This is a genomic window from Calidithermus timidus DSM 17022 (genome assembly GCF_000373205.1).
Classification (GTDB): Bacteria; Deinococcota; Deinococci; order Deinococcales; family Thermaceae; genus Calidithermus; species Calidithermus timidus.
The window spans coordinates 203,954-225,691 of sequence record NZ_KB890697.1 but is presented as its reverse complement, the minus strand read 5'-3'; the positions used below and the strand labels follow the sequence as shown (position 1 = coordinate 225,691).

General features: G+C 65.7%; 24 protein-coding genes and 1 riboswitch. Of the genes, 20 read left to right on the top strand and 4 right to left on the bottom strand.

What is annotated here, in order from left to right; genetic code table 11:
* Nucleotides 1-74 precede the first annotated feature (74 nt).
* The 5 genes from B047_RS0110085 to B047_RS0110065 all read left to right on the top strand — a co-directional run bounded on the left by B047_RS0110085 (nucleotide 75) and on the right by B047_RS0110065 (nucleotide 5,368).
* The gene (locus B047_RS0110085; protein ID WP_157205882.1) at nucleotides 75-326 is read left to right on the top strand and encodes a hypothetical protein; all 252 of its coding nucleotides are present in this window, start codon (nucleotides 75-77) and stop codon (nucleotides 324-326) included.
* A gap of 15 nt (nucleotides 327-341) precedes the next feature.
* A complete protein-coding gene (locus B047_RS0110080; RefSeq protein WP_018466839.1) occupies nucleotides 342-2,372 on the top strand; it encodes a (Fe-S)-binding protein in 2,031 nt (676 codons plus the stop codon).
* A gap of 141 nt (nucleotides 2,373-2,513) precedes the next feature.
* Nucleotides 2,514-3,446, top strand: coding sequence for a VWA domain-containing protein (locus tag B047_RS0110075; RefSeq protein ID WP_018466838.1), 933 nt, complete (start codon nucleotides 2,514-2,516; stop codon nucleotides 3,444-3,446).
* A gap of 102 nt (nucleotides 3,447-3,548) precedes the next feature.
* Nucleotides 3,549-4,904, top strand: a complete 1,356-nt coding sequence (locus tag B047_RS0110070; protein ID WP_040779664.1) for an N-acetylmuramoyl-L-alanine amidase family protein — start codon at nucleotides 3,549-3,551, stop codon at nucleotides 4,902-4,904.
* A 134-nt stretch (nucleotides 4,905-5,038) separates the two neighbouring features.
* Nucleotides 5,039-5,368, top strand: a complete 330-nt coding sequence (locus B047_RS0110065) for a metal-sulfur cluster assembly factor (RefSeq protein WP_018466836.1) — start codon at nucleotides 5,039-5,041, stop codon at nucleotides 5,366-5,368.
* Here B047_RS0110065 and B047_RS0110060 read toward each other — a convergent pair.
* On the bottom strand, nucleotides 5,358-5,774 hold the full coding sequence (locus tag B047_RS0110060) for a DUF3197 domain-containing protein (protein WP_018466835.1): 417 nt from the start codon (nucleotides 5,772-5,774) through the stop codon (nucleotides 5,358-5,360). The genes B047_RS0110065 and B047_RS0110060 overlap by 11 nt on opposite strands.
* 142 nt (nucleotides 5,775-5,916) lie before the next feature.
* On the bottom strand, nucleotides 5,917-6,708 hold the full coding sequence (locus B047_RS16665; protein ID WP_018466834.1) for a class I SAM-dependent methyltransferase: 792 nt from the start codon (nucleotides 6,706-6,708) through the stop codon (nucleotides 5,917-5,919).
* Nucleotides 6,709-6,864: 156 nt separating this feature from the next.
* Between B047_RS16665 and B047_RS0110050 the strand changes: the two genes are divergently transcribed.
* From B047_RS0110050 to perR, 7 genes are all read left to right on the top strand, one after another.
* Nucleotides 6,865-8,349, top strand: coding sequence for a PASTA domain-containing protein (locus B047_RS0110050; RefSeq protein ID WP_018466833.1), 1,485 nt, complete (start codon nucleotides 6,865-6,867; stop codon nucleotides 8,347-8,349).
* Nucleotides 8,346-8,675 (top strand): YraN family protein, encoded by a 330-nt coding sequence (locus tag B047_RS0110045; protein ID WP_018466832.1) that lies wholly within the window; start codon nucleotides 8,346-8,348, stop codon nucleotides 8,673-8,675. Before B047_RS0110050 ends, B047_RS0110045 begins: the two co-directional genes overlap by 4 nt.
* Before the next feature lie 51 nt (nucleotides 8,676-8,726).
* Nucleotides 8,727-10,547, top strand: coding sequence for a menaquinone biosynthesis decarboxylase (locus tag B047_RS0110040; RefSeq protein WP_018466831.1), 1,821 nt, complete (start codon nucleotides 8,727-8,729; stop codon nucleotides 10,545-10,547).
* Nucleotides 10,548-10,603: 56 nt separating this feature from the next.
* Complete coding sequence (locus tag B047_RS0110035) at nucleotides 10,604-11,029, top strand: hypothetical protein (RefSeq protein WP_018466830.1); 426 nt, start codon at nucleotides 10,604-10,606, stop codon at nucleotides 11,027-11,029.
* A 47-nt stretch (nucleotides 11,030-11,076) separates the two neighbouring features.
* Nucleotides 11,077-11,370: a hypothetical protein gene (locus B047_RS16660; RefSeq protein WP_018466829.1), complete on the top strand. Its 294-nt coding sequence runs from the start codon at nucleotides 11,077-11,079 to the stop codon at nucleotides 11,368-11,370.
* 8 nt (nucleotides 11,371-11,378) lie between these two features.
* Entirely contained in the window at nucleotides 11,379-12,272 is an 894-nt protein-coding gene (hemC, locus tag B047_RS0110025; protein WP_018466828.1) for a hydroxymethylbilane synthase, read from the top strand.
* Nucleotides 12,273-12,363: 91 nt separating this feature from the next.
* Nucleotides 12,364-12,762, top strand: a complete 399-nt coding sequence (gene perR, locus B047_RS0110020; RefSeq protein ID WP_018466827.1) for a manganese-dependent transcriptional regulator PerR — start codon at nucleotides 12,364-12,366, stop codon at nucleotides 12,760-12,762.
* 1 nt (nucleotide 12,763) lies between these two features.
* On the opposite strand, the gene B047_RS0110015 is transcribed toward perR, so the two are convergent.
* On the bottom strand, nucleotides 12,764-13,639 hold the full coding sequence (locus B047_RS0110015; protein ID WP_018466826.1) for an alpha/beta fold hydrolase: 876 nt from the start codon (nucleotides 13,637-13,639) through the stop codon (nucleotides 12,764-12,766).
* Nucleotides 13,640-13,652: 13 nt separating this feature from the next.
* Nucleotides 13,653-14,303 carry an FAD-binding oxidoreductase gene (locus B047_RS0110010; RefSeq protein WP_018466825.1) on the bottom strand — a complete coding sequence of 217 codons (651 nt, stop codon included), beginning with the start codon at nucleotides 14,301-14,303 and terminating at the stop codon, nucleotides 13,653-13,655.
* A 179-nt stretch (nucleotides 14,304-14,482) separates the two neighbouring features.
* Between B047_RS0110010 and B047_RS0110005 the strand changes: the two genes are divergently transcribed.
* From B047_RS0110005 to cobA, 8 genes are all read left to right on the top strand, one after another.
* The gene (locus tag B047_RS0110005; RefSeq protein ID WP_040779661.1) at nucleotides 14,483-15,904 is read left to right on the top strand and encodes a PEGA domain-containing protein; all 1,422 of its coding nucleotides are present in this window, start codon (nucleotides 14,483-14,485) and stop codon (nucleotides 15,902-15,904) included.
* A gap of 319 nt (nucleotides 15,905-16,223) precedes the next feature.
* Nucleotides 16,224-16,355: riboswitch (SAM riboswitch) on the top strand.
* A 126-nt stretch (nucleotides 16,356-16,481) separates the two neighbouring features.
* On the top strand, nucleotides 16,482-17,048 hold the full coding sequence (locus B047_RS0110000; protein ID WP_018466823.1) for a hypothetical protein: 567 nt from the start codon (nucleotides 16,482-16,484) through the stop codon (nucleotides 17,046-17,048).
* Nucleotides 17,045-17,581, top strand: a complete 537-nt coding sequence (cysC, locus tag B047_RS0109995; protein WP_018466822.1) for an adenylyl-sulfate kinase — start codon at nucleotides 17,045-17,047, stop codon at nucleotides 17,579-17,581. Before B047_RS0110000 ends, cysC begins: the two co-directional genes overlap by 4 nt.
* A complete protein-coding gene (locus B047_RS16655; RefSeq protein WP_052606096.1) occupies nucleotides 17,578-18,288 on the top strand; it encodes a phosphoadenylyl-sulfate reductase in 711 nt (236 codons plus the stop codon). The genes cysC and B047_RS16655 overlap by 4 nt, the downstream gene beginning before the upstream one ends.
* 78 nt (nucleotides 18,289-18,366) lie before the next feature.
* Entirely contained in the window at nucleotides 18,367-19,518 is a 1,152-nt protein-coding gene (gene sat / locus B047_RS0109985; protein ID WP_018466820.1) for a sulfate adenylyltransferase, read from the top strand.
* A gap of 1 nt (nucleotide 19,519) precedes the next feature.
* The gene (locus tag B047_RS0109980; RefSeq protein ID WP_018466819.1) at nucleotides 19,520-20,269 is read left to right on the top strand and encodes a sulfite exporter TauE/SafE family protein; all 750 of its coding nucleotides are present in this window, start codon (nucleotides 19,520-19,522) and stop codon (nucleotides 20,267-20,269) included.
* A gap of 33 nt (nucleotides 20,270-20,302) precedes the next feature.
* Nucleotides 20,303-20,989 (top strand): precorrin-2 dehydrogenase/sirohydrochlorin ferrochelatase family protein, encoded by a 687-nt coding sequence (locus tag B047_RS16650; protein WP_018466818.1) that lies wholly within the window; start codon nucleotides 20,303-20,305, stop codon nucleotides 20,987-20,989.
* Complete coding sequence (gene cobA, locus B047_RS0109970; RefSeq protein ID WP_018466817.1) at nucleotides 20,986-21,735, top strand: uroporphyrinogen-III C-methyltransferase; 750 nt, start codon at nucleotides 20,986-20,988, stop codon at nucleotides 21,733-21,735. The genes B047_RS16650 and cobA overlap by 4 nt, the downstream gene beginning before the upstream one ends.
* Nucleotides 21,736-21,738: the final 3 nt, after the last annotated feature.

The window sequence follows — 21,738 nt, the reverse complement described above, 5'->3', positions numbered from 1 at the left end:
ATGCTCAGTATTCGCCCTGATTGGTCCGCCCTCGAGAGGGACCGCAGCGCTTCGGCAAGACCGAGGAGGTTGTCATGATCGTGCTTCGGGAGGTGTTCCAGCTCCACTTTGGCAAGGCTCGTGAGGCCCTGGCCTTGGTGAGAGAGGCTTTGGCGACCGGGCAGCGCATGGGTTACCCCCTCTCGAGGGTCATGGGGGACGTGGTCGGTCCTTACTACACCCTGGTCAATGAAAGCCACTTCGAGGCCCAGCCCCTTGCGTACGGTGTGAGACCTAAGAGGCTAGACTATAGCGAGGTCCGGGATATAATCTTATACCAAGTATAAGTTTTTGGAGGCCTGATGCTGAGCGTACCCGAGAAAATCCTCTTTCTGCTCCTGGCTGCCGCTTCCGCTTACTTCGGTGGGATGGCGTTTTATCGCGTGTACAGGGCCATTGCGCGGGGTAAGCCCGAAAACCGTTTCGACCGGCTGCCTGTACGGCTGGGCCGGGCCTTGTGGCTGGTGCTGACCCAGCAGACGGTCTTCAAGAAGCGCCCCTGGGTTTCGCTGTTGCACGCCTTCGTGTTTTTCGGCTTCGTGTTTTATCTGCTGGTCAACTTTGTGGACGTGCTCGAGGGCTATTTCCCTCTCCAGACACGGGATGGCTGGTTCTGGAACGGCTTCAACTTGGTGGCCGACATCCTGACCGCACTGATCCTGGTGGGCATCGCAGGGCTCATGCTGCGCCGCTACGTGACCCGGCCAAAAGACTTCACCTGGCGCGAGAACGTTCCCTTGCACGAGCGCGTACGCTTGGGGATTCCCCGCGACTCGGGGATCGTGGGGGCCTTCATCGCCTTCCACGTGGGCTCGAGGCTGCTCTCCAAGTCGTCTCAGGCCGCCGACGTGGGGCCAGATCCCTACCAGCCGGTGGCCTCGGCCATCGGAAGCCTGCTGGGCAACCTCGAGGAGCGCGAGATTATCTTTCTCGAGCACCTCTTTTGGTGGTTCGCCCTGGGCTCGATCCTGCTGTTTTTGCCCTACTTTGCCCGCTCCAAGCATATTCACCTGTTTTTGGCCCCGCTCAACATCGCCTTCAAGAAGGAAAAACCCGGAGCACTGCTGCCCATAGACTTCGAGAAGGCCGAGGAGGATGGGCTGGGGGTGGCTCGGCTCGAGGACTTCACCTGGCCCCGGCTGCTCGATGCCTATAGCTGCATCATGTGCAACCGCTGCCAGGAGGTTTGCCCGGCCTATACCACCGGCAAGGCCCTGAGTCCCGCCGCCATCCTGATCAGCGAGCGCTACGAGCTCAACCAGATCCTCCCCGCCTTCGCTAAAGGGGAGCCCAGCCCCAGGGCGCTGATGGACTTCGCCCTCAACGACGAAGCGGTGTGGGCCTGCACCACCTGCAACGCCTGCGTCGAGGTCTGCCCGGTGGGCAACGAGCAGATGCTGCACATCGTGGACGTGCGTCGCGAGCGGGTGATGATGCAAGGCGAGTTCCCCGCCCAACTCTCCCAGGCTTTCAGGGGTATGGAGCGCAACGGCAACCCCTGGAACATGAGCCCCGACAAGCGCATGGCCTGGGCCGAGGGGCTGCCCTTCGAGGTGCCCACCGTGGAGCAGAACCCCGAGGCCGAGGTGCTCTACTGGGTGGGCTGCGCGCCCAGCTACGACCCCAGGGCCCAGAAGACCGCCAGGGCCTTCGCCGAGATCCTGCACGAGTCGGGGACCAGCTGGGCTGTCCTGGGCAAGCGCGAGAAGTGCACTGGCGACGCCGCCCGCCGCGCCGGCAACGAGTACCTCTTCGCCCAATTGGCTGAGGAAAACGTGGCCACCCTCAACGCCGCGATGGAGGCCAAACCCAAGACCATCGTCACCACCTGCCCCCACTGCTTCCACACCTTGGCCAACGAGTACAAAGATTTCGGCGGGGTCTACACGGTCAAGCATCACAGCGAGTACATCGCCGAACTCATCGACGCTGGGCGCCTGCAGCCGCTTCCGGTGAATGGCGAGGTGACCTACCACGACCCTTGCTACTTGGGACGCCACAACGGGGTCTTCGCCCAGCCCCGCGAAGTGCTCAAGGACGTGGGCCTCAAGCTCACCGAGCCTGCGCGTCACGGCAAGAACTCCTTCTGCTGCGGAGCCGGAGGGGCCCAGTTCTGGAAGGAAGAGGAGCCGGGCACCGAGCGGGTGAGCGCCAACCGCTACCGCGAACTCAAGGCCACAGGAGCCAGCACCATCGCCGTAGGCTGCCCCTTCTGCATGCAGATGATGAATGTGGAAACTGCCCAGGAACCCGAGGGCCAGGCCCCGCAGGTACTCGACCTCTCCGAACTGGTGCTGCAGGGCATCCGCAAGGGCAAGGAGGCCACTGGCTAGACCTATTTCAGAAGTAGCCGATGTCAATGGCCACCTCAGGCATGTTCGCGGGTGCTTTCGGAGCACGCTTGAAGCGTGCTCCGGCCCACCATCGCGCCTTCACCAAAACTACAAACTCGAGCGGTATCCTCGAGGGTAATCATGGTTTTTCAGGCGCCGCAGTTGCTGTTGCTGCTATTGCTTTTGCCCGTCCTGGTGTGGGAGTATCGCCGCAGGATCGGCAGGGCGGCCTCGAGCGCCTACGTGCTCTTCCCCAACCCCGCTCAGTTTGCCCCCATTCCCCAGTCCCCCTGGAAGCGGCACCTGGGGGCGGGGTTGTACCTCGTGGCCCTGGCCCTGGGTATTGTGGCCTTGGCTCGTCCCCAGGCCACCCTTCTGATGCCCGATAACCTGGCTGGGGTCATATTGACGATCGACATCAGCCTCTCTATGCGGGCCACCGACATCGAGCCCAGCCGCATCGAGGCGGCCAAGGCCGCGGCCCAGAGCTTCGTGAAGGCCCTGCCGCCCGGGGCCAAGGTGGGGTTGGTGAGTTTCGCGGGGTACGCTACCACCGAAGTCCCCCTCACCACCGATCACCAGCGGGTCCTCGAGCGGATCGAAAACCTCGAGCTCGCCCGTAGGACGGCGATCGGCGAGGGGCTGCGGGAGAGCCTGCTGCAGTTCCCGCTCGACGAAGCAGGCAAGCCGCTGGGGCCCTCGACCGTGGTGCTGTTGTCGGACGGGCGCAACAACTGGGGGGTGGAGCCGCTCGAGGTCGCCGAACAGGCCAAACAGATGGGGGTGGTAGTCCACACCATCGGCCTGGGCAGGCGCCAGAGCGAGGATGATTTTTACTTCAACAACTGGATGGCCTTTGACGAGCATACCCTGCGTGCTATAGCCCAGGCTACGGGTGGGGAATACTATGCCGCCGAGTCGGCCCAGGCACTCTATGAGGCTTACCGCAAGCTGGGCAAGGTGGTGGGATGGAAGCCCACCCGCACCGAGGTGAGCGGCGCGGTCAGCCTGCTGGCCGCTTTGACGCTGGCCTCGAGCCTGCTGGTGTCGAATTGGCGGCGCAGGGTGGTGTGAGGCGCACCCCACTGGCGCGGCTGAGAGGCAGCTTAAGGCCACATAAAAAACCCAATTCACCCCAAGGGGGATGCTTGGCGCGTACACTGGCCCCTGAGAGCCATGTTCAGAACCGCGTTGATCTGCTTTGCTTTGCTGACTCCTCCGACCTGGGCGGCAGAACTCAATCCTCCGCGTATCGGGGACCAGGCGGGCTATACACGGGTGGTGCTGGAGATTCCGCCGGGGGCTCCGTTCCGCCTCGAGCCCCTGGGGCCGGCGCTGCGGGTGACGCTGCCCCATCAAAGCGTCAAGCCCGAGGTCAGACAGGTGGGTACGCCCGAGCTGAGCGGCTATATCTTAGAGCAGCGGGAAGACGACGCGCTCGTCACCCTGCTCACGCCGCAGGGGGTGGGAAGGAGTTGGGGCTTCCGCAAAATCGGACTCGCCCCAGCTGCGGGGACGAATAGGGAGCGGCTGGTGCTAGACATCTCGGGGGCTTTCGTGGATCCTGCGCCCTTGCCGCAGTTGCCTCCGTTCAGCTTCGTCAAGGCTTCGGGCAGGCTTTTCTCGGTGGTGCTGGATGCCGGGCACGGCGGCCCTGACCCCGGGGCGATAGGCCTGGTGATCGAAAAGGAGGTCAACCTCGAGGTTGCTCGGCGGGTGGGCAGCCTGCTCGAGGCTGCCGGGGTCGAGGTGACCTATACCCGCCAGGACGACAGCGCCTTTTCCTCGGACAAACGCACCGACCTCTCACGGCGGGTGGCCCTGGCTCAGGGTAAGGACCTCTTCGTCTCCATCCACGCCAACGCTGCGCCCAGGGGCAAGGAGGATGCGTGGTGCGGCTTGGAGGTCTACTACTTTGGTCCCTCGAGCAAGCCCGTATACCCAGCAGCCCTGCCGCTAGAGGTGCTGCCCCAGCCAGCGCCGGCCCAGACCCCTCTGACTCCGGTTCCACCTGCCCCACCCCCCGACCCCTCATTCCCTGAGCCTGCGCCCGCCGAGACCACGCCCTTGCCCGTGACCCCCGAGGTGGCCATGGGCGTCTTCGAGCCAACCCCCGGGGCCCCAAGCGATTCCCCTCAGGACGGGCCGCAAGCCCGTACGCAGGGAGAGGGTCCCAACCCTGGATCTCTCGAGCCCCTCGAGCCTGTTCCGGCTCCGCCCCCCCTCCTCCCCCAGCCCGCCTCACCCCTCTCCTTGGGCCAGAGCCGCCGGGTTGAGCTCTCGCGTAGCCTGGGGACGAAGCTGCTGGGCTACCTGCTCTCCAGCACCACCGCGGCCAACCGGGGGCTGCGCACCTCCGACTTCTTCGTCAACAAGTACGCTCCCGTGCCCTCGGTGTTGGTGGAGATGGGCTACGTCACCCACCCCATCGAGGGGCTCAACCTCCGCAACCCGCGCTACCTCGACCGCATCGCCTACGGCATCGCCCGTGGGGTGTTGGAGTACCTCGAGCACGACTATCCCGCCCATTAATACCGGATTCGGTTGGTTCATCACCGAAAGGAGTGCTCCGGGATTCAAAAAGCTGGCCTCTGGGTTTTCCCCCACCCCTTCGAGGGTGAAAAGCCCCTCTATTGCTCCGAAAAGGGCTGGCTATACTGAGCGGCATGAGCGAAGCGGTGTTACCCACCCAGGAGCAGGTGCTCGAGGCTTTGAAGGTGGTTAAAGACCCCGAGATCCCGGTCAATATCGTGGATCTGGGGCTGGTCTACGACGTCGAGGTCAAGGAGGATGGGGTCGTGGACATCACCATGACCCTCACCGCCATCGGCTGCCCGGCCCAGGACATCGTCAAGGCCGATGCCGAGATCGCGGTGATGAAGTTCCCTGGGGTTCACACGGTCAACGTGGATTTCGTCTGGAGCCCACCCTGGACCCCGGCCCGCATGACCGAGGACGGCAAGCGCCAGATGCGCATGTTCGGCTTTAACGTCTGAACCTGACCTGGTCGAGGTAGAGCGCGGGGTCGATGGGGTTGGCCGCGGCCACCAGGCGTTTGTAGACCTCTTCAGGGTCTTCGAGGAAGAGGGCTGAGTACTCCGAGGGCGGCAGGACCGCCTCGTAGAAGTGGGTGACGCCTTTTTCCCGCAGCCACTGCACCAGCGCAGCCAGGGCTTCCTCGCCCGGCTTCCCGAAAGCCGGGCCGAAGGCGTCGAGGCTGAGCACCGGGGTCTTGAGCCCGCCTCGCGCGAAAACGGCGTAGCGGGCTTGCTTGCGCTGATCCTGCCAGTCGGTGACCAGCGTCACCACCAGGCGGTTGAAGGAAGCGCTGCGGAGGGCTTGTTGGAGGTCCTCGAGGGTTTCCTTGGGGGCTGCACGCAAACCGACTAGATTGAGTTCCATAACCGCCGTCAGTTTACCGCCTTGCCCGGCGGGGCAAAGCTACCCGCCGCCCCGACCTTGCCCTCACCAGCCCATGCGCTTGCGCAACCCGGTGATGTGCGCGACGTGGTGACTGCCGTGCCCGGCCTACAGCCTCGTTCCATCACACAATTCTGCTGGTGCGCACGACGAACTTCCAGTGGGTGGGGTACTCGAGGTCGGGGTCGGGGTAGGTGTCCATGACCCACCGCTCCAGCTCCCTCACCGAGGAGCGGAAGATCTCCTCGGGGACGCTTTGGGTGAAGGAGTAGAGCCGGTCCTTGATGATCTCCAAGCTGGCTCTGGGGCTGCGCGGCTCGACCCAGTCGGCTACGGCTTTGGTTTTGGGCTCGAGGCCGAGCTGCTTGAGCGCGCGCTCGACTTCCCCCAGGCGCCGCTGGTGGCGGCCCCGCTCGAGGGAGTAACCCAGCCGCCCCAGAATCTCGCCCCACTTCTGCTGGATGCGCCAGTCCTCGCTCTCGCCCTCCGCCTGGTCCCATCCCTCGAACAAGAAGCCCCCCGGCTTGAGCACCCGCAGCGCCTCGCGCAGCGCCAACTCCCAGTCGTCGAGCAGGTGCCAGAAGTGCACCACGATCACCGCGTGCAGGCTCTCGCGCTCGAAGGGCAACTCGCGCGCGTCGCCCTCGACCAGGCGGGCCTTGCGGGCTACGCCGGCCACCTTGTTCTTGAGCACCTCGAGCATGGCTGGATTGATGTCCAGCGCCGTGTAGCGGTAGCCCCGCGCGATGATGGGCACCGCGATGCGACCCGTGCCCGCGCCGATCTCGAGGAAGTGCGGCTCGCGGAACACCCGCTCCACGGGAGCGGTGATGGCCGTGGCGATACGCCCGGAGACTTCGGGCGGATGATACCGCGTGCGGTCGTAGGCATGGGCGACCCGGCTGATGGGGGTCATGCTCTGGGCGTTATGATAACAAGATTAACGCTTCCTTCCAAGTAAGCCCATTGCCCAGCGCCAAGGCATCTGCAATCAGGTAAAGGCTGTACTTCCGAACCCGCTGGGCTCGGGGGTTTTCCTCTGCTTCTCATCGCAGCGGGTATAATCGCGCTGATGCCGGTGTTGGACGGTAAATATCAGGTGCTGGAGGAACTCTGGGAGGAGGGCTTCATCAAAGCCTTCAAGGTTGCCCTCCAGGGGCGGCAGGGGAAGCTTTACTGGTTCGATGTGCACACCCCTGAAGCCCGGGCCGTCTTTGCGGGCTACCGTAACGCTTTGCGCCGCCTGGAAGAGCATCAGGCCCTTCCCGAGGGGCTGGAGATCTCCAACAAGCCCGGCCGCTACTACGCCTTCTGGCCTGAGGGTACCCGCCATCCCCTGCGCAGGGCCAGGCTCAAGCCCATCCAGGAAGCCCTCGAGCCCTTCGGCTATGGTCCCGGCGACTTCGAACTCGCCGAGCAGGAAGGTCGCCCGGTGGTGCTGGACCTGCGGCCCCGCAACGTGCTGGCTACCCCCTCTGTTCCGAGCCAGCCCCAGCCGCTCAAACCTCCAGCCCAGCCCAAAACCCGTGCTCCGCTGCCCAAGGCGGGAATTTGGGGTTGGCTGCCGGGCCTGCTCTTCTTGCTCTTGGGGGTGGGCAGCTTGGCCATGGCGGTGCAGCGCTACCTCAACCCGCCCGAGTACACCCTCCCCGACTTCAGCGGCAAGACCGCTACCGAGGTGCTCGAGACCGTGCGGGGCTGGGGGCTCCGGCTCGAGTTCGGCGAGGGCAGTGACCTCACCCGTCCCGAGGACACCGTGCTCGAGCAGACCCCCGAGCCCGGCAGCCAGGTCAAGCCGGGGCGTAAGCTCACCCTCACCATCAACAAGCACAAGCGCGGCACCGTGCCCACCCTCTCCGGGCGCTCCCTCGCGGATGCGCAGAGGGCTTTGCAGGAAGCAGGCTACGTTCTGGGCAGCGTCGTCAGGATAAATGCGCCCGCCCTGGAGGGTACCGTGCTGACCAGCCGCCCTGTGGCCGGCAGCGCCCTCGCGGCGGGGAAGCCGGTCGGGCTGCTGGTCTCCGCCGGCCCCGGCTCCCGCCGCCCCGAAACGGTACTGCCCAACCTGGTGGGCCTGAACCAGGACGACGCGAAGTACCTGCTGGACGTGGCCGAGCTCAAGGGCAACTTCCGCTCGGTCGTCAGCGGAGCGCCCCAGGGTCAGGTGGTGCGACAGGAGCCCGCGGCAGGGACGCTGCTTCCCAGGGAGGCCGGCGTGAACGTGTATGTCAGCAGTCAGCCCGAAGCCACGGTGCCCGATGGCCCGCCCTTCGCCCAGGACGTGCCCGAGCCGCCCCAGCCCGGCGAGACGGAGCAACCTGGCGTGCGCAACCTTCAGCTCAGCCTGACCCTGCCGCCCGAACTCGAGGGCTCTGAGGTGCGCATCACCCTCCAGGACGACACACGGCCCGATCCGGTGGTGATCTTCGAGGGCCCCACCGCCCCTGGCTGGAAGTTTGAGCCTCCCGGCGGGGTGCCGGTGCAGGGACGGGCCACGATTCGCTGGTACGTCAACGGCCAACTCTACCAGGAGTTCACCGATCCTCCTCAGCCATGAAGGGCGCCTGGGCCGAAGCCATCGCCCGCGAGTACCTGCTGGCTAAGGGCTACACCCTGCTCGAGCGCAACCGGCGTACGCCCTATGGCGAGATCGACCTATGGATGAAAGACGGTGAAACCTACGTGGCCGTCGAGGTCAAGCAGCGCCGCGACCAGCAATTCGGCGCCCCGCTGGAGGCCATCACTCCGGGCAAGCTGGGGCGCATCCGCCGCTCGGCGCTCTACCTGCTGCGCCGCGACGACCTGCCGCTGCGCTTTGAGGCGGTGCTCATCTACGGCACGCCCCGGAAGTTCCGCCTCGAGCACCTGCCCATCGAGCCCTGAAGACCCGCCTCCCCACATTCGTCCCTGCCTCCAGGCGATAACCTGGGGCAGATGTATCGCAACCTCAAAGCCTTCATCGACGACCTCGAGCGCCGCGGCGAGCTCTTGCGGGTGCGTGAGGAGGTTTCCTGCGAGCTCGAGATCACCGAGATCGCCGACCGCATGGTCAAGAGGGGTGGCCCAGCCCTCCTGTTTGAGAGGGTGGAAGGCCGCGACTTCCCCGTGTTCATCGGGGGATACGGCACCGCTGAGCGCACCGCGCGGGCCATGGGCGTGTCCAGCCTGGACGCCCTGGGCGAGCGGGTCGCCAAGCTGATGGAGCTGGATCCCGGCAAGGGGGGCCTCAGGGTCGTGTTCGGCCTGCTGCCCAAGCTGGGCGAGCTCAGGGGCTTTTTCCCGCGGCGGGTCCTTCGTGCCCCCGTGCAGGAGGTGGTGCTCAGGGGCGAGGCGGTAGACCTCTCGCGCCTGCCGGTGCTCAAGTGCTGGCCCCTCGACGGCGGCCCCTTCATCACGCTGCCGCTGGTGATCACCAAAGACCCCGAGACGGGCGAGCTCAACCTGGGCATGTACCGCATGCAGGTGCTCGATCGCAGGAGCACCGCCATGCACTGGCAGTTGCACAAGGTGGGCCGGCGTCACTACGACAAGGCCAAGAAGCTGGGCAAGCGCCTCGAGGTCGCCGTGGCGCTGGGTGGCGACCCCATCCTGACCTACGCGGCCACCGCCCCGGTGCCCCCCATCCCCGGCGTCAATGAGTTCAACCTGGCCGGCTTCCTGCGCGGGGCGGGGGTCGAGCTGGCGAAGGGCGTGACCGTGGACCTCCCCGTGCCCGCCGAGGCCGAGTTCGTGCTCGAGGGCTACGTCGATCCCGCCGAGGAACTGGTGGTGGAGGGGCCCTTCGGCGATCACACCGGCTTCTACACCCTCGAAGACCTCTACCCCCGCTTCCACGTCACCGCCCTCACCCACCGCAAGGGCGCGGTCTACCCCGCGACCATCGTGGGCCGCCCCCCGATGGAGGACGCCTACCTGATCGAAGCCTCCGAGCGCTTGTTCTTGCCCGCCGCCCAGCTCATCTTGCCCGAGGTCGCCGACTACCACATGCCTCCCCCGGGCGTGGCCCACAACTGGGTCAACGTGGCGATCAAAAAGGCTTACCCCGGCCAGGCTTATAAAGTCGCCAACGGCATGTTTGGCCTGGGCCAGATGATGTTCGCTAAGGTGATGGTGGTGCTCGATGCCGGAACCAGGCTCAAACCCGGCTTCGAAGCGCTCATGGAGGCCCTCAAGCACGCCGTTCCGGGCCGCGATACGCTCATCTCGCGTGGTCCCATCGATGTGCTCGACCACTCGAGCCGCTCCATGGGCTACGGCGGCAAGCTCATCCTCGACGGCACCCGCAAGCTGCCGGAGGAGGGGGGAGAGCTGCCCTTCACCCCCAGGGTCCACCCCACCCTTCCCACCTTGCCCGGCGTGCGGCAAAAGCAGTGGCCCGGTATTTGGGCCGCCACCTTCGCCAAGACCGCCCCAGGCCAGGCCCGCGCCCTGGCCGAGCAACTGCTGGCGACCCCTCAGAGCGCTGGGATTCGCCTGCTGCTCCTCACCGACGACGACACCGCCTTAGACCCCGACGAGCTGCTGTGGGCCATCCTCAACAACATCGACCCCGAGCGCGACGCCTGGGTGCTGCCGGGCGCCGAAGGCCCGGTGCTGGTGCTCGACGGCACCCGCAAGCTAGCCGAGGAAGGCTTCACGCGTCGCTGGCCGCCCAAGATCGTCATGAGCCCCGAGGTGGTGCGCCGGGTGGACGAGCGCTGGGCAAAGCTGGGGCTGCCCGCGCGGCCTCGAGGCGAGGTAGCCCCGATGGGCTGAGCCAGATAAAGGGCATCTGAACCTCGAGTCCCTCCCCTTGCGGGTAAGCTGAAGGCATGAAGTGGCGCATCGCTTTGTTGCTGCTGCTTGGCTCGGCCCTGGCCCAGACCCTGGTGGAGGTGACCACCGTGGCGGCCCTTCAGAGCAGCCTGGTTTCGGGGGTGCGTTTCCCCAGCGGCTCTTTCAAGGCGGGAAAGGGAAGCGAGGCCATCGTCGCGCGGATTCCCGATGCGGCTCGCTTCGACCTCGAGGTCTACGCCGCCAGGGGCATCGCCAGCCGCCTGCACGACGCCTTCGTGATGCAGATCATGACCAGCTTCGCTTCGGCGGGTTACTTGCAGGAGGGCTGGCCGCAGACCCAGCAGATCGGGGGTGAGACCCGCACCCGCTACGACTTCCGCGACGATAGCGGCAAAGCGGCGCTGCTTTTCATTGTGCGCAAGGGAGATGAGCTGGTGTTCGTGGTGGGGAAGCAGAGATAGCTGCCGGTGGGTTTGACTTATGCCTTCAGGGGGCACAGCATGGGGGTATGCTGCTGTGGTCTGAACTCGAGGCCGCCATTCCCCTCGACGAACTGCCCGCCTTTCACCGTGCATTCCTGGACATGCACCGGCCTGAACTCGGCGCGCAAGCCCTGCCGCTGCGCCGGGTGCAGCAGTATGTGAGCCAGACCCTGCGCACCCTGGTGGGCAGGGGGCTGGCCGAGGTGGCGGAGGGGGATTTCAAGGTGCTGCCCGAAGCCCTACCCGAGCCCTACAGAAGCCGCTTTGCCTGGTCGGGGGGATATGACCTGCCTCCTTCCTCTGGCAATCCGCTAATATAAAGCCCTGTATGCGCGTTATCGTCATCGGCACGCGGGGGAGTCTGCTCGCGCAAGCCCAGACCCGCTACGTGGTGGAGTTGCTGAAGGAGAACTGGCCTGAGGCGGAGTTCAAGGTCAGAACTGTGCAGGCTAAGGTTGGTCAGGATGCCACGGCAGCCGAGTTGCGCCAGGCGTTGCAAAACCGCCAGATCGATATCGCCCTGCACTCCATGAAGTACCTTCCCGCCGAAACCCCCGGGGATTTGCACCTGGTAGCGGTAACCCGCCGCATGGAGCCGCGCGAGGCCTTTCTGGGCCGCAGCGCCAAGCGCCTGGAGGACCTTCCTAAGGGGGCCGTGGTGGGGGCCAGCACCCTCTGCCGCAAGGCTCAGCTGCTGGCTTTCCGCTCCGACTTGCAGGTCAAGGCTCTGAGCGGCGACCTCGACGACCGCCTGGCGGCGCTGGGCAGCGGCGACTACGATGCGATTGTGATGGGGGCTGCCGAGCTGCTGCGCATGGATTTGCACAACCGTATCGACCAGATGCTCAGCCCCGAGGTCATCCTGCCCCCGGCGGGACAGGGGGCGCTGGGGCTCGAGGTGCGCCGGGGGGACGATTGGGCCGAGGAATTGGCCTACAGCCTCAACCACCGCCCTTCGGCGGACCGGGTCTATGCCGAACGGGCCTTTGTCAAGGCCCTGGGGATGGGGCTTGCTGCTCCGGCGGGTGCGTTGGCTACCGTGGAGGACGATGGCTTGCTGCGCCTGGAGGGTGTGGTGGTTTCCCCCGATGGCCGCGAAATCATCCGCGCCGAGATCGAGGGTGACGCCTCCGAAGCCGTGGAGCTGGGCGACGAGTTGGCTTTGGATCTGCTGGAGCAGGGGGGCAGGGAATTGCTGGCGGGAGTCGAGATTAGCGGTTAGGATCGTAATACGTGTCTGGTGGGGCAATCTACCGCAAGTAAGTCGGGATTACTGACATTTGTCCCGGCGGGCCGCTATACTTTATAGAGCCATGGTGATGAAACGTCTGACCCGGCAGCGTAAAGCAGTGCTCGAGGTGGTGCGCGGTGCGAAGGGACACCACCCCGACGCCGCTTGGGTCTACCAGGAAGTGCGCAAGCTGGTGCCCAGCATCAGCCTGGGCACGGTGTACCGTACCCTCGAGGCCTTGGTCGAAGAGGGTTACCTGCTCCCCCTGACCCGCAGCGGCGAGGCCACCCGCTACGAGGCCAACCTCGACGGTCACTTGCACATGATCTGCAGCCGCTGCGGTGAATACTACGACCTGCACGTGCACCTGCCCGACTTGTTGGCCCAGGCTCGCACGCAGTACCCTCACCTGGATATCTCCGGCGTCCAGGTCGAGTACGAGGGGGTCTGTGAGCGCTGCCGCTCCGATTTGCAATCCTGAACTAACCCTCGAGGAGCAACCGGGATAGCTCCTCGGGTTTTTCTTGCTGGGGCAGGTGGCCGCAGTTCCTCAGCATCAGCAGGCGGCTGCCGGGGATCGCTTCGGCCAGCGCCCCGGCGGAATCGGCGGGGGCGATGTGGTCCTGCTCGCCCCAGACGATGGTGGTCGGGATCTTCAGCTTGCGCAACTCCTGGGGCTTGAACAGGCCCCACAAGGCCTGCCACATCAGCCAGCGGTAGGTGGAGAAGTAGGCCCGCCGCTGCTCGTCGCTCCAGACCCGCTCCCAAACCCGCTCGCGCAGGAAGGTCTGCAATTCGGAGGGGAGGGCCTCGAGGTCGTGGTAGTAGGGCCGCAGGCTAGCATAGGCCAAATCTTGGTCGCGACGAAAGCTGTTGTAGAGCCGCTCGCCCAGTACAGGCAGCAAGAACAGCAGCAGGCGCGGGTTGAGCCGACCCCTGAGGGCGGGGCCGTCCAGCAGGAAGAGCCGTTCTACGCGCTCGGGGTGCTCGAGGGCGAAGCGCAGGGCGATGGCCGCCCCCAGCGAACTGCCCACCAGCGTGACGCCGGAGTTGCCTTGGGGAAAGAGGGCCTCGAGCAGTCCCCGAAGGGTCTGGGTGAAGAAGCGCAGGGTGTAGGCCCGGTGGGGATGGTCGCTGCGGCCAAAGCCCGGCAGGTCGGGGGCGATCACCCGGCGGTGGGGGGCGAGCAGGGGGATCAGGCGCTGCCAGGAGTCGGCCTCGTCGCCCAGCCCGTGCAGCAGAAGCAGGGGGGAGGGCTTCTGCGGGGCGGCATCGTAGAGGAAAAGCCTGAGGCTGCCGGCCTGTACCTCGCGACGGTGGGGCTCCAGGATAGGGGGCACCTTGAACTGGGGCTTCATCTCATGAGCCTTTCTACAGCACCTCGGCTAGGTCCTTGAAGGCTTGGGGCATCGTCGGGAGCTTGCCCCCATCGGCCCAGTTCATGCGCAGGTCGCGCACGGACCCTTCTCCCACGCCCATGCCGCTGGGAAATAGCGGGCGGTAGTCCAGGCTGCCGCCGAGCCTTTCCCCACCGAAAGCTTGCTCGAAGGCGGCTACCTCTTTGGGGTGCCCAAAGGTGAAGGCGTAAAGCGTTTCGCCCTCCTGCCATACAAAGCGGGGCTCGAGGCGCAGCCCCTCGAGCCTGCCTGTCTTGCGTACGAACACCCGCTCCCTTCCCGGGCGCAGCCGCAGCGTCGCCCGCAGCACCTCGCCCAGCGCGCCAAAACTCCCCACGAAAGGGCGCACCAGGTCGTAGCCCTGCACGTTCTTGACCACCTTGCCCCCGGCCTGCAGTACCCGGCCTTTGGGGGTGCGAAACTCCAGTCCCAGTACCTCGGCGGCGAAGAAGAAGTTCTGCCCGAAGCCCCCGCGTGCGAGCAATCCGCCCACTCCGCCGGGCAACTCCACCGGGGGAAAGGGGGGATAGAGCCCCTGCGGCAGGGAGTCCCAGACTTCCAGCAGCGGCGTGTCGCCGCTGACCACCAGGTATTGGTCGTCGGCGCAGAGCTCGAGGACAGCCATGCTTTTACCTTACCCTACCCCAGCAGTCCGGCCAGATGGGATGAAATTGGGAAAACTATGAGATAACTGAAGAGTGCGGTGAGTACGGGATGAATGTGGTGCCGTGACCTAAACTTCGGCTGACGGCGCTCTCATGAAGTTGAAGAAAGCTGCTCTAGGCTAGGTTCGGAGGTGAGTCAATGAAGCGTGCTATAGCGCTGTTAATGCTGGGACTGGGCCTCGTAGCCCACGCCGAGCCCCAGCTCAGCCCTCAGAACATCGTCGTCAACCCCGTGCCTACCGACTTGCAGGTACAGGTTGGTGTGGACCGCGACCCCACCGGACGCGGCAACCCCACCTACCAAATCGGCGAGAAGATCGTGATCAACGTCTCGGTCAACCAGGACGCTTACGTCTACTTGTTCGGGGTTTACCCCAACGGGGAGATCTCGCCCATCCTGCCCAACCCTTACGACCGCGACAACTTCCTGCGGGCCGGAGAGACCCGCCGCTATCCTCCGGTGGGCGCCCGCTACCAGTTCACCATCGACGGCCCTGAAGGCCAGCACCGGGTGCTGGCGGTGGCCTCCAAGCGCCCGCTCAACATCGGCAGCATCATCGACTCGAGCCTGCGCCCCTTGGTGCGCGGAGCCGATGCCCTGGGCCGGGCCATCGCCATCGTGGTTACCCCGGTGCCCGAACAGGACTGGACCACCGACGTAGCCTTCTTCACCGTGGGCCGTGCTCAGCCCCAGCCCATCAGCGGCACCCTGGTGGTCAACTCCACTCCCCAGGGAGCCCAGCTCTACCTCAACGGGCGCTTCGTGGGCAGTACCCCCGTCACCGTCCGCGTGACGCCGGGTCGTCAGGACGTCGAATTGCGGCTGGCTGGGTACGAAACCTACCGCACCTCGGTCAACGTCAACCCCGGGCAGACCGTCAACATCAACGCCACCCTCGAGCGCACCCGCCCCAGCACCGGCACCCTGGTAGTCAATTCCAGCCCGCAAGGAGCCCAGGTCTACGTCGATGGCCGCTTCGTGGGCAATACGCCCTTGAGCATCGGCATCAACCCTGGGCGGGCGGATATTGAAGTTCGGCTCGATGGCTACGACACCTTCCGCACCTCGGTGGTGATCGCCCCTGGCCAGACCACCACCATCAACGCCGGCCTCAACCCCTCCCGGCGCACCGGCGTGCTCAGCGTGAGCTCCAGCCCCAGCGGCGCCGACGTGTACATCGACAACCAGCGGGTGGGCCGCACCCCTTACTCGGTGCAGATCAACGAGGGCACCTACGACGTGCGGATCAGCCTGAGCGGCTACACCGACTACCGCACCACGGTGCGCGTTGAGCGGGGCCAGGAAACCCGCATCAACGCCCAGCTCGTCCCCCTGCGTGCCCAGCTCACCATTTCCGCCAACGTCGAGGCCAGGGTCTTCGTAGACGGGGCGGAGCTTGGCACCGTGGGCCCCGGCGGCACCGTTCGCTTCGACGTGAGCCCCGGTCGCCACCAGGTCGTGCTGCTGTCCCCCGGCTACCGGGTCTTCGTCACCGAGGTCAGCTTGCGTAGCGGCGAGAACGAGACCATCCGCGCCAACCTCAGCCGTTTGAACTTCTAGGCCCTGCGGCAGGCAAAGGACCGGGCGAGCACCCCGGTCCTTTGCCTTGAGGAACGCTTGTGGCTCGTGATACCGGATTCAAAAAGATAATCACCCAAACCAAAGACCTTCAGAGGCTATCTTTTTGAATCCTAGAGCACTCCCTTCGGTCGGGTCAGTTCGTTCCCATTCGGGAACGAACTGACCGAATCTGGTATGATTCGTCTTTTGGCCAGGGTTGAGGTGTTCGGCCTCGGCAATTGTTTACAAGTTTTGTCACCTATGCTAACCTACCTTCCATCCCGGCGCAAAGCCGGGATGGGTGTGGCAACACCCTCAGGTCTTATCCAGAGCAGCGGAGGGAACGGCCCTGCGAAGCTGCGGCAACCCGTAGGGGCTTTCAGCCAGCAACCTGAAGCGTCTCTGCGTAGGTGCCAATTCCGGCCCGGACATCATCCGGGAAAGATAAGGGGGTTTCTTGTGCTCGAAACTATGCCTAAGCCTCAGATCATGCGCGTGCTTTCGTGTTCCAGGCGCTGTTGTCCTGGCCTCGTCGCTGGCCGTTGGCAATTGGAATCGTCTGCTATGGGAGCACAGCATGAGCTTTTTGGACCAAGAACCCGCCCATAACTTCAAGAAGCACCCCTCACTTCCCGAGGCTCTTTCAGCCGCGCAACGCATCCACGGCGAGGTGCGGCGTCCTGGCATGAGCTACCGCGTGCAGCTTGCCTGGGATGGCAAGCGGCTCACCGGGCGGCTGGGTGGGGCGATTTTCGGCGAGGGTGTATACCTCGAGGCTCACCAGGGCCAGCTTCTGGGCTCGCTGTCCAGCAGCGGGCGAGTCCTTGCCCTGCATGCCCAGCACGAGGGGAGCAGCCTCCAGCTTCGCCTGGTAGGGGCCGAGCGCAGCTCGAGCGCGTCGCTGGAGCTTTCAGGGGACTCAGCCTCGGGGTGGGCCTACCTCGAGGGCGTGGTGCAGCCGGTGGAGGTCGAGTTCAGCCCCGCCCGGCTTCTCGCCCGCATCGGCTCTGATCAGGAAGTGACGCTACGCCACCCTGGCTTTGCGGCCTGGGTGCTGGCGGTGGTGGCGTTGGCGGCAGACGCGGCGGCCCGCGATGCTTGGCGGGTGCTGCTGGAAAGCTACACGGGTTGGGCCGAGGCATGAGCGGGGTGGTGGTCTGGTTTACCGGGCTTTCCGGCGCGGGCAAGACCACGCTGGCCAAAGCCCTCGAGGTTCACCTCTACGAAGCGGGCCAGAAGGTCGAGCACCTCGACGGTGACGTGGTGCGCGAGCACCTGTCGAAGGGGCTGGGCTATAGCCGTGAGGACCGCGACACCAACATAAGGCGCATCGGCTTCGTGGCCAATCTGCTGGCCAAGCACGGCGTGATCGTGCTGGTGAGCGCGATCAGCCCCTACCGGCTTACCCGCGAGGAAGTGCTCTCGCAGGCTCCCAAGAAGCTCGAGGTCTTCGTAGACGCGCCGCTGGAGGTGCTGATCGAGCGCGACGTGAAGGGGCTTTATGCCAAGGCGCTCAGGGGAGAGATCGCCAATTTCACCGGGGTTTCCGACCCCTATGAGCCCCCCCTGAACCCCGATCTGCACCTGCGGACCGATCAACTAAGCCTCCAGGAGAGCCTCGACCGCCTGTTGAGCGCGCTCGAGCGCTTGGGTGTCGAAGTGCGGGTGAGGACGTGAAAACGACGTCGAACGCCCAGGGGCGGGCCTCTGCGCAGCTTCTAACCCCCGATGTCTGGAACGCGCAAACCGACCCTTTGGCCGTCATCGGGTGGGCGCTGGAGAATTACCCCGATCTGCTCATGACCAGCGCCTTCAACCTCAACGGCGTCGTGCTCATCGACCTGGCCGCTAAAGCGGGGTACACCGGCGAGGTGGTGTTCGTGGACACCGGCTACCACTTTCCCGAGACCTTGCAAACCCGCGATCGCCTCGAGGCCCGCTATCCCCAGATGCGCTTCGTCACCTTGAGTGCCGGCCTAGCTGAGGAGCCCTGGGGGGAAGAGCGCTACCGCAGCGACCCCGACGGCTGCTGCGCCGTACGCAAGGTGGCCCCCCTGCGCGACTACCTGGCCCAGAAGAACCCCAGTGCCTTGCTCAACGCCAGAAGCCGCGACCAGGCTTCGACCCGGGCCTCTCTCGGCTTCCTCGAGCGAGGGGAGCGTCTGCGCATCAACCCGCTGGCTTACTGGACGCGCGATAGGCTGGAGGCCTACGCCCGCGAGCACGACCTGCCGGTCAACCCCCTGTACGCCTCGGGTTTCCTGAGCATCGGCTGCTGGCCCTGCACGCGAGCGGTGCGTCCCGGTGAGGATGCGCGCTCGGGCCGCTGGGACGGCAAAGGCAAGACCGAGTGCGGGCTGTGGGTGGGGGAGAAGGCGCTTTAGCGCCGCACGCCGAGGAGTGTCTTTTGCGATGAAAAAGTTGATAAATTTTGTCTACAAAAGCCAACCGGAGGTTCGGCCATGAGCCAAGGGCGCATCGCCCCGCACGGTGGAACCCTGGTGAACCGCCTGTTGCCAGTCGATCCTCGTGAATACGCCCATCTCCCCGCGCTCGAGCTCGCTGAGCGCAGCTACGCCGACCTCGAGCTCATCGCCACCGGCGTCTACTCCCCGCTGGAGGGATTCTTGGGTGAGGCCGACTACCAGAGCGTAGTCGAGCGAATGCGCTTAGCGAACGGCCTACCCTGGAGCATTCCGATCACCCTGAGCGTGCCCAAAGACCAGGCCCGCAGCTATCGGGGAAAGGTGCGGCTCACCCGAAACGGCCAGACCCTCGGCCTGCTCGAGGTCTTTGAGCAGTACACCCCGGACCGGCAAAAAGAGGCCCTCGAGGTCTACCGCACCACCGACCCGGCCCACCCTGGCGTGGCTGCTCTTTTGCGTCAGGGTGAGGTCAACCTGGCCGGGCGGGTGAGCCTGTTCCGCTTGGACCGGGGGGAATTCCCCCAACACCACTACACCCCCCTCGAGACCCGCCAGATCTTCCACGAGAAGGGCTGGAAGACGGTGGTAGCCTTCCAGACCCGCAACCCCATCCACCGCGCCCACGAGTACTTGCATAAGGTGGCCCTCGAGCACCTTGACGGCCTATTCCTCAACCCTTTGGTGGGGGCCACCAAGCAAGACGACGTGCCCGCCAGGGTGCGGATGGAGGCCTACCGGGTGCTGCTCGAGCGCTACTACCCCAAGGAGCGGGTACTGCTGGGGGTCTACCCGGCGGCCATGCGCTATGCCGGGCCGCGCGAGGCCATTTTGCACGCCATCAGCCGTAAGAACTACGGCTGTACCCACTTCATCGTCGGGCGCGACCACGCCGGGGTGGGCAGCTACTACGGCACCTACGACGCGCAGGAGATCTTCGAGGCCTTCGCTCCGGGGGAAATCGGCATTACGATCCTCAAGTTCGAGCACACCTTCTACTGCCGTACCTGCGGTTCCATCGTCTCCGCACGTACCTGCCCGCACGACAGCGCGCACCACCTCACCCTCTCGGGAACCCGCGTGCGCGAGCTCTTGCGCTCGGGGGCTGCGCTACCGCCGGAGTTCACCCGCCCCGAGGTGGCCGAGGTGCTGCGTGCGGCCTACCGGGATGAAGCGCTGAGGGGGGCCTAGGGTGCTCGAGGTCCTCGTGGGTTTCGTGATCGCCCTGAGCATCGGCCTCTCGGGGGTGGGGGGCGGAACCATTACTGCTCCTGTCTTGATCCTCTTTCTGGGCATACCTGCTGAAGTTGCGGTGGGCACGGCGCTGCTGTTCTCAGTCTTCGCCAAGATCCCCGCCGGTCTGGTTTACTTTGCCCGCAAGCAGGTCAACCTGCGGGCGCTGACTTGGCTGCTGGCCGGGGGGGTGCCTGCGGTGGCGGCGGGGAGCCTCCTGTTGGGTTCGCTCAAAAGTCACAAGGATACTGTTTTGCTGGTCATCGGCCTGACCATCATCGCCGTGGCCCTGATCAACCTAGCGCTTACCTTCAAGAAGATCCGCCCGCGCAGTCTCCATCCCGCCTGGATCGTCCTGATTGCGGCGTTTATCGGTCTCGAGGTGGGCTTTTCCTCGGCGGGTGCGGGCGCTTTGGGAACCCTGCTGCTCATGAGCGCGACCCGCTTGGCTCCTAAGGAAGTGGTGGGAACCGACATCTGCTTCGGCCTGATCCTCTCGGCCATCGGCGGCGGGCTTCACGCGGCCTTGGGCCAGGCCGACTTCGCTCTGCTGCTCAAAATCGCCGCGGGTGGCTTGCTGGGATCGCTGGCTGGGGTTTGGTTGGCCCAACGAATCGCCCAGCGCCCCTTCCGGCTGGGGCTTTTGCTGTGGTTGATGTTTATCGGCTCGCATCTGGTGCTTCGGAGCGCGCCGAGTCTGGCTCGGTGAACCATGACGCTACCTCATGCTTATTACCCCGTGATGCTGGACCTTCGAGACCGCCCCGTGCTGTTCGTGGGGGGCGGCTGGGAGACGGAGACCAAGGTGCGGGGCTTGCTGGGGGTGGGGGCCCGGGTGACGCTGCTCTCCCCCGGCGAGCACCCCGGCCTCGAGCCCCTGGTCCAAGAGGGCCGACTGAGCTGGCTGCGGCGGGGGTATCAGCGGGGCGACCTCGGAGGCTTCTGCCTGGTGATCTCGCACCCCGCGGACCAATCGCTCAACGCCGAAGTGGCCCGAGAGGCCCGCGAGCGCGGCATCTGGCTCAACGCGGTCGATGACCCCGCGCACTGCGATTTCATCCTGCCCGCGGTGCACCGCCAGGGCGAGCTGGTGATCGCGGTCTCCACCAGCGGGGTGGCCCCCGCCTTGGGGGTGCGCATCAAGCAGCGGCTGGCCCGGGAGTACGGCCCCGAGTACGCCGAATACCTGCGGCTTTTGCGCCCGTTCCGCGCCATCGTCGCCGAGACCTTCCCCGATGACTTCGAGGCCCGCAAGGCCGCCTGGTACCGCATGATCGACAGCCCCGCGCTGGAGTTGGCGGCGCGGGGGGAAGTCCAGGCCGCTCGCGCGGTGTTGCTGGAAGCCTTGCGCCACAACCCCAACCCACATCCGCGGGAGGGGAATGCAGCAGTACCAGCGTCGGTATCCGCACCGGAGGTGACGCCGTGAAGGGCAAGGTCTATCTGGTGGGGGCGGGTCCTGGCGACCCCGAGCTGCTCACGCTCAAGGCGGTGCGGGTGTTGGGAGAAGCCGAGGTGGTGCTCTACGACCGCCTGGTGGGCCCGGAGGTCTTGGGGTTGATCAACCCGCTGGCACAGAGGGTCTACGTGGGCAAGGAGCAGGGGGAGCAGGAGCGAGTGCAGGAAGACATCTTCCGGCAACTGCTCTTCCACGCCCGGGCTGGGCGCAAGGTGGTGCGGCTCAAAGGGGGCGACCCCCTGGTCTACGGTCGCGGGGGGGAGGAGTGGGCCTTGCTGGCTGAAGAGGGCATCGCAGTGGAGCTGGTTCCCGGGCTGAGTTCGACCCTGGCGGTGCCCGGGCTGGCCGGCATCCCCCTCACGATGCGCGGGGTGGCGGGGGGCTTGGCGGTGCTCTCGGGGCATGCGCAAGGGGGGGTGTTGCCCGAGCTTGCCCCTTACGCCCGCATCGATACCCTGGTGATCCTGATGGGGGTCAAGGCGCGGGCCCAGATCGCCCAGGGGTTGATCGGGGCCGGGCGCTCCCCCGCAGAGCCCATCGCCTTCATCGAGAAGGGTTCCACCCCCCAGGAGCGGGTGGTGATGGCCACGCTGGGGGAGGTGGCCGCGGGAGGGGTCGAGGTGCAATCCCCCGCCGTGTGGGTCATCGGGCAGGTGGTGCGGTTGAGGGAGCGCTTGCGGGCGGCGGGGCGTGCCGTCGCCGGCGCTTTGGGTTAGGGA

Excerpts from the sequence above, each read along its gene's own strand:
- B047_RS0110085 (WP_157205882.1), top strand. The coding sequence starts at position 75 with ATGATCGTGCTTCGGGAGGTGTTCCAGCTCCACTTTGGCAAGGCTCGT.
- B047_RS0110080 (WP_018466839.1), top strand. The coding sequence starts at position 342 with ATGCTGAGCGTACCCGAGAAAATCCTCTTTCTGCTCCTGGCTGCCGCT.
- B047_RS0110075 (WP_018466838.1), top strand. The coding sequence starts at position 2,514 with ATGGTTTTTCAGGCGCCGCAGTTGCTGTTGCTGCTATTGCTTTTGCCC.
- B047_RS0110070 (WP_040779664.1), top strand. The coding sequence starts at position 3,549 with ATGTTCAGAACCGCGTTGATCTGCTTTGCTTTGCTGACTCCTCCGACC.
- B047_RS0110065 (WP_018466836.1), top strand. The coding sequence starts at position 5,039 with ATGAGCGAAGCGGTGTTACCCACCCAGGAGCAGGTGCTCGAGGCTTTG.
- B047_RS0110060 (WP_018466835.1), bottom strand. The coding sequence starts at position 5,774 with ATGGAACTCAATCTAGTCGGTTTGCGTGCAGCCCCCAAGGAAACCCTC.
- B047_RS16665 (WP_018466834.1), bottom strand. The coding sequence starts at position 6,708 with ATGACCCCCATCAGCCGGGTCGCCCATGCCTACGACCGCACGCGGTAT.
- B047_RS0110050 (WP_018466833.1), top strand. The coding sequence starts at position 6,865 with ATGCCGGTGTTGGACGGTAAATATCAGGTGCTGGAGGAACTCTGGGAG.
- B047_RS0110045 (WP_018466832.1), top strand. The coding sequence starts at position 8,346 with ATGAAGGGCGCCTGGGCCGAAGCCATCGCCCGCGAGTACCTGCTGGCT.
- B047_RS0110040 (WP_018466831.1), top strand. The coding sequence starts at position 8,727 with ATGTATCGCAACCTCAAAGCCTTCATCGACGACCTCGAGCGCCGCGGC.
- B047_RS0110035 (WP_018466830.1), top strand. The coding sequence starts at position 10,604 with ATGAAGTGGCGCATCGCTTTGTTGCTGCTGCTTGGCTCGGCCCTGGCC.
- B047_RS16660 (WP_018466829.1), top strand. The coding sequence starts at position 11,077 with ATGCTGCTGTGGTCTGAACTCGAGGCCGCCATTCCCCTCGACGAACTG.
- hemC (WP_018466828.1), top strand. The coding sequence starts at position 11,379 with ATGCGCGTTATCGTCATCGGCACGCGGGGGAGTCTGCTCGCGCAAGCC.
- perR (WP_018466827.1), top strand. The coding sequence starts at position 12,364 with ATGGTGATGAAACGTCTGACCCGGCAGCGTAAAGCAGTGCTCGAGGTG.
- B047_RS0110015 (WP_018466826.1), bottom strand. The coding sequence starts at position 13,639 with ATGAAGCCCCAGTTCAAGGTGCCCCCTATCCTGGAGCCCCACCGTCGC.
- B047_RS0110010 (WP_018466825.1), bottom strand. The coding sequence starts at position 14,303 with ATGGCTGTCCTCGAGCTCTGCGCCGACGACCAATACCTGGTGGTCAGC.
- B047_RS0110005 (WP_040779661.1), top strand. The coding sequence starts at position 14,483 with ATGAAGCGTGCTATAGCGCTGTTAATGCTGGGACTGGGCCTCGTAGCC.
- B047_RS0110000 (WP_018466823.1), top strand. The coding sequence starts at position 16,482 with ATGAGCTTTTTGGACCAAGAACCCGCCCATAACTTCAAGAAGCACCCC.
- cysC (WP_018466822.1), top strand. The coding sequence starts at position 17,045 with ATGAGCGGGGTGGTGGTCTGGTTTACCGGGCTTTCCGGCGCGGGCAAG.
- sat (WP_018466820.1), top strand. The coding sequence starts at position 18,367 with ATGAGCCAAGGGCGCATCGCCCCGCACGGTGGAACCCTGGTGAACCGC.
- B047_RS16650 (WP_018466818.1), top strand. The coding sequence starts at position 20,303 with ATGCTGGACCTTCGAGACCGCCCCGTGCTGTTCGTGGGGGGCGGCTGG.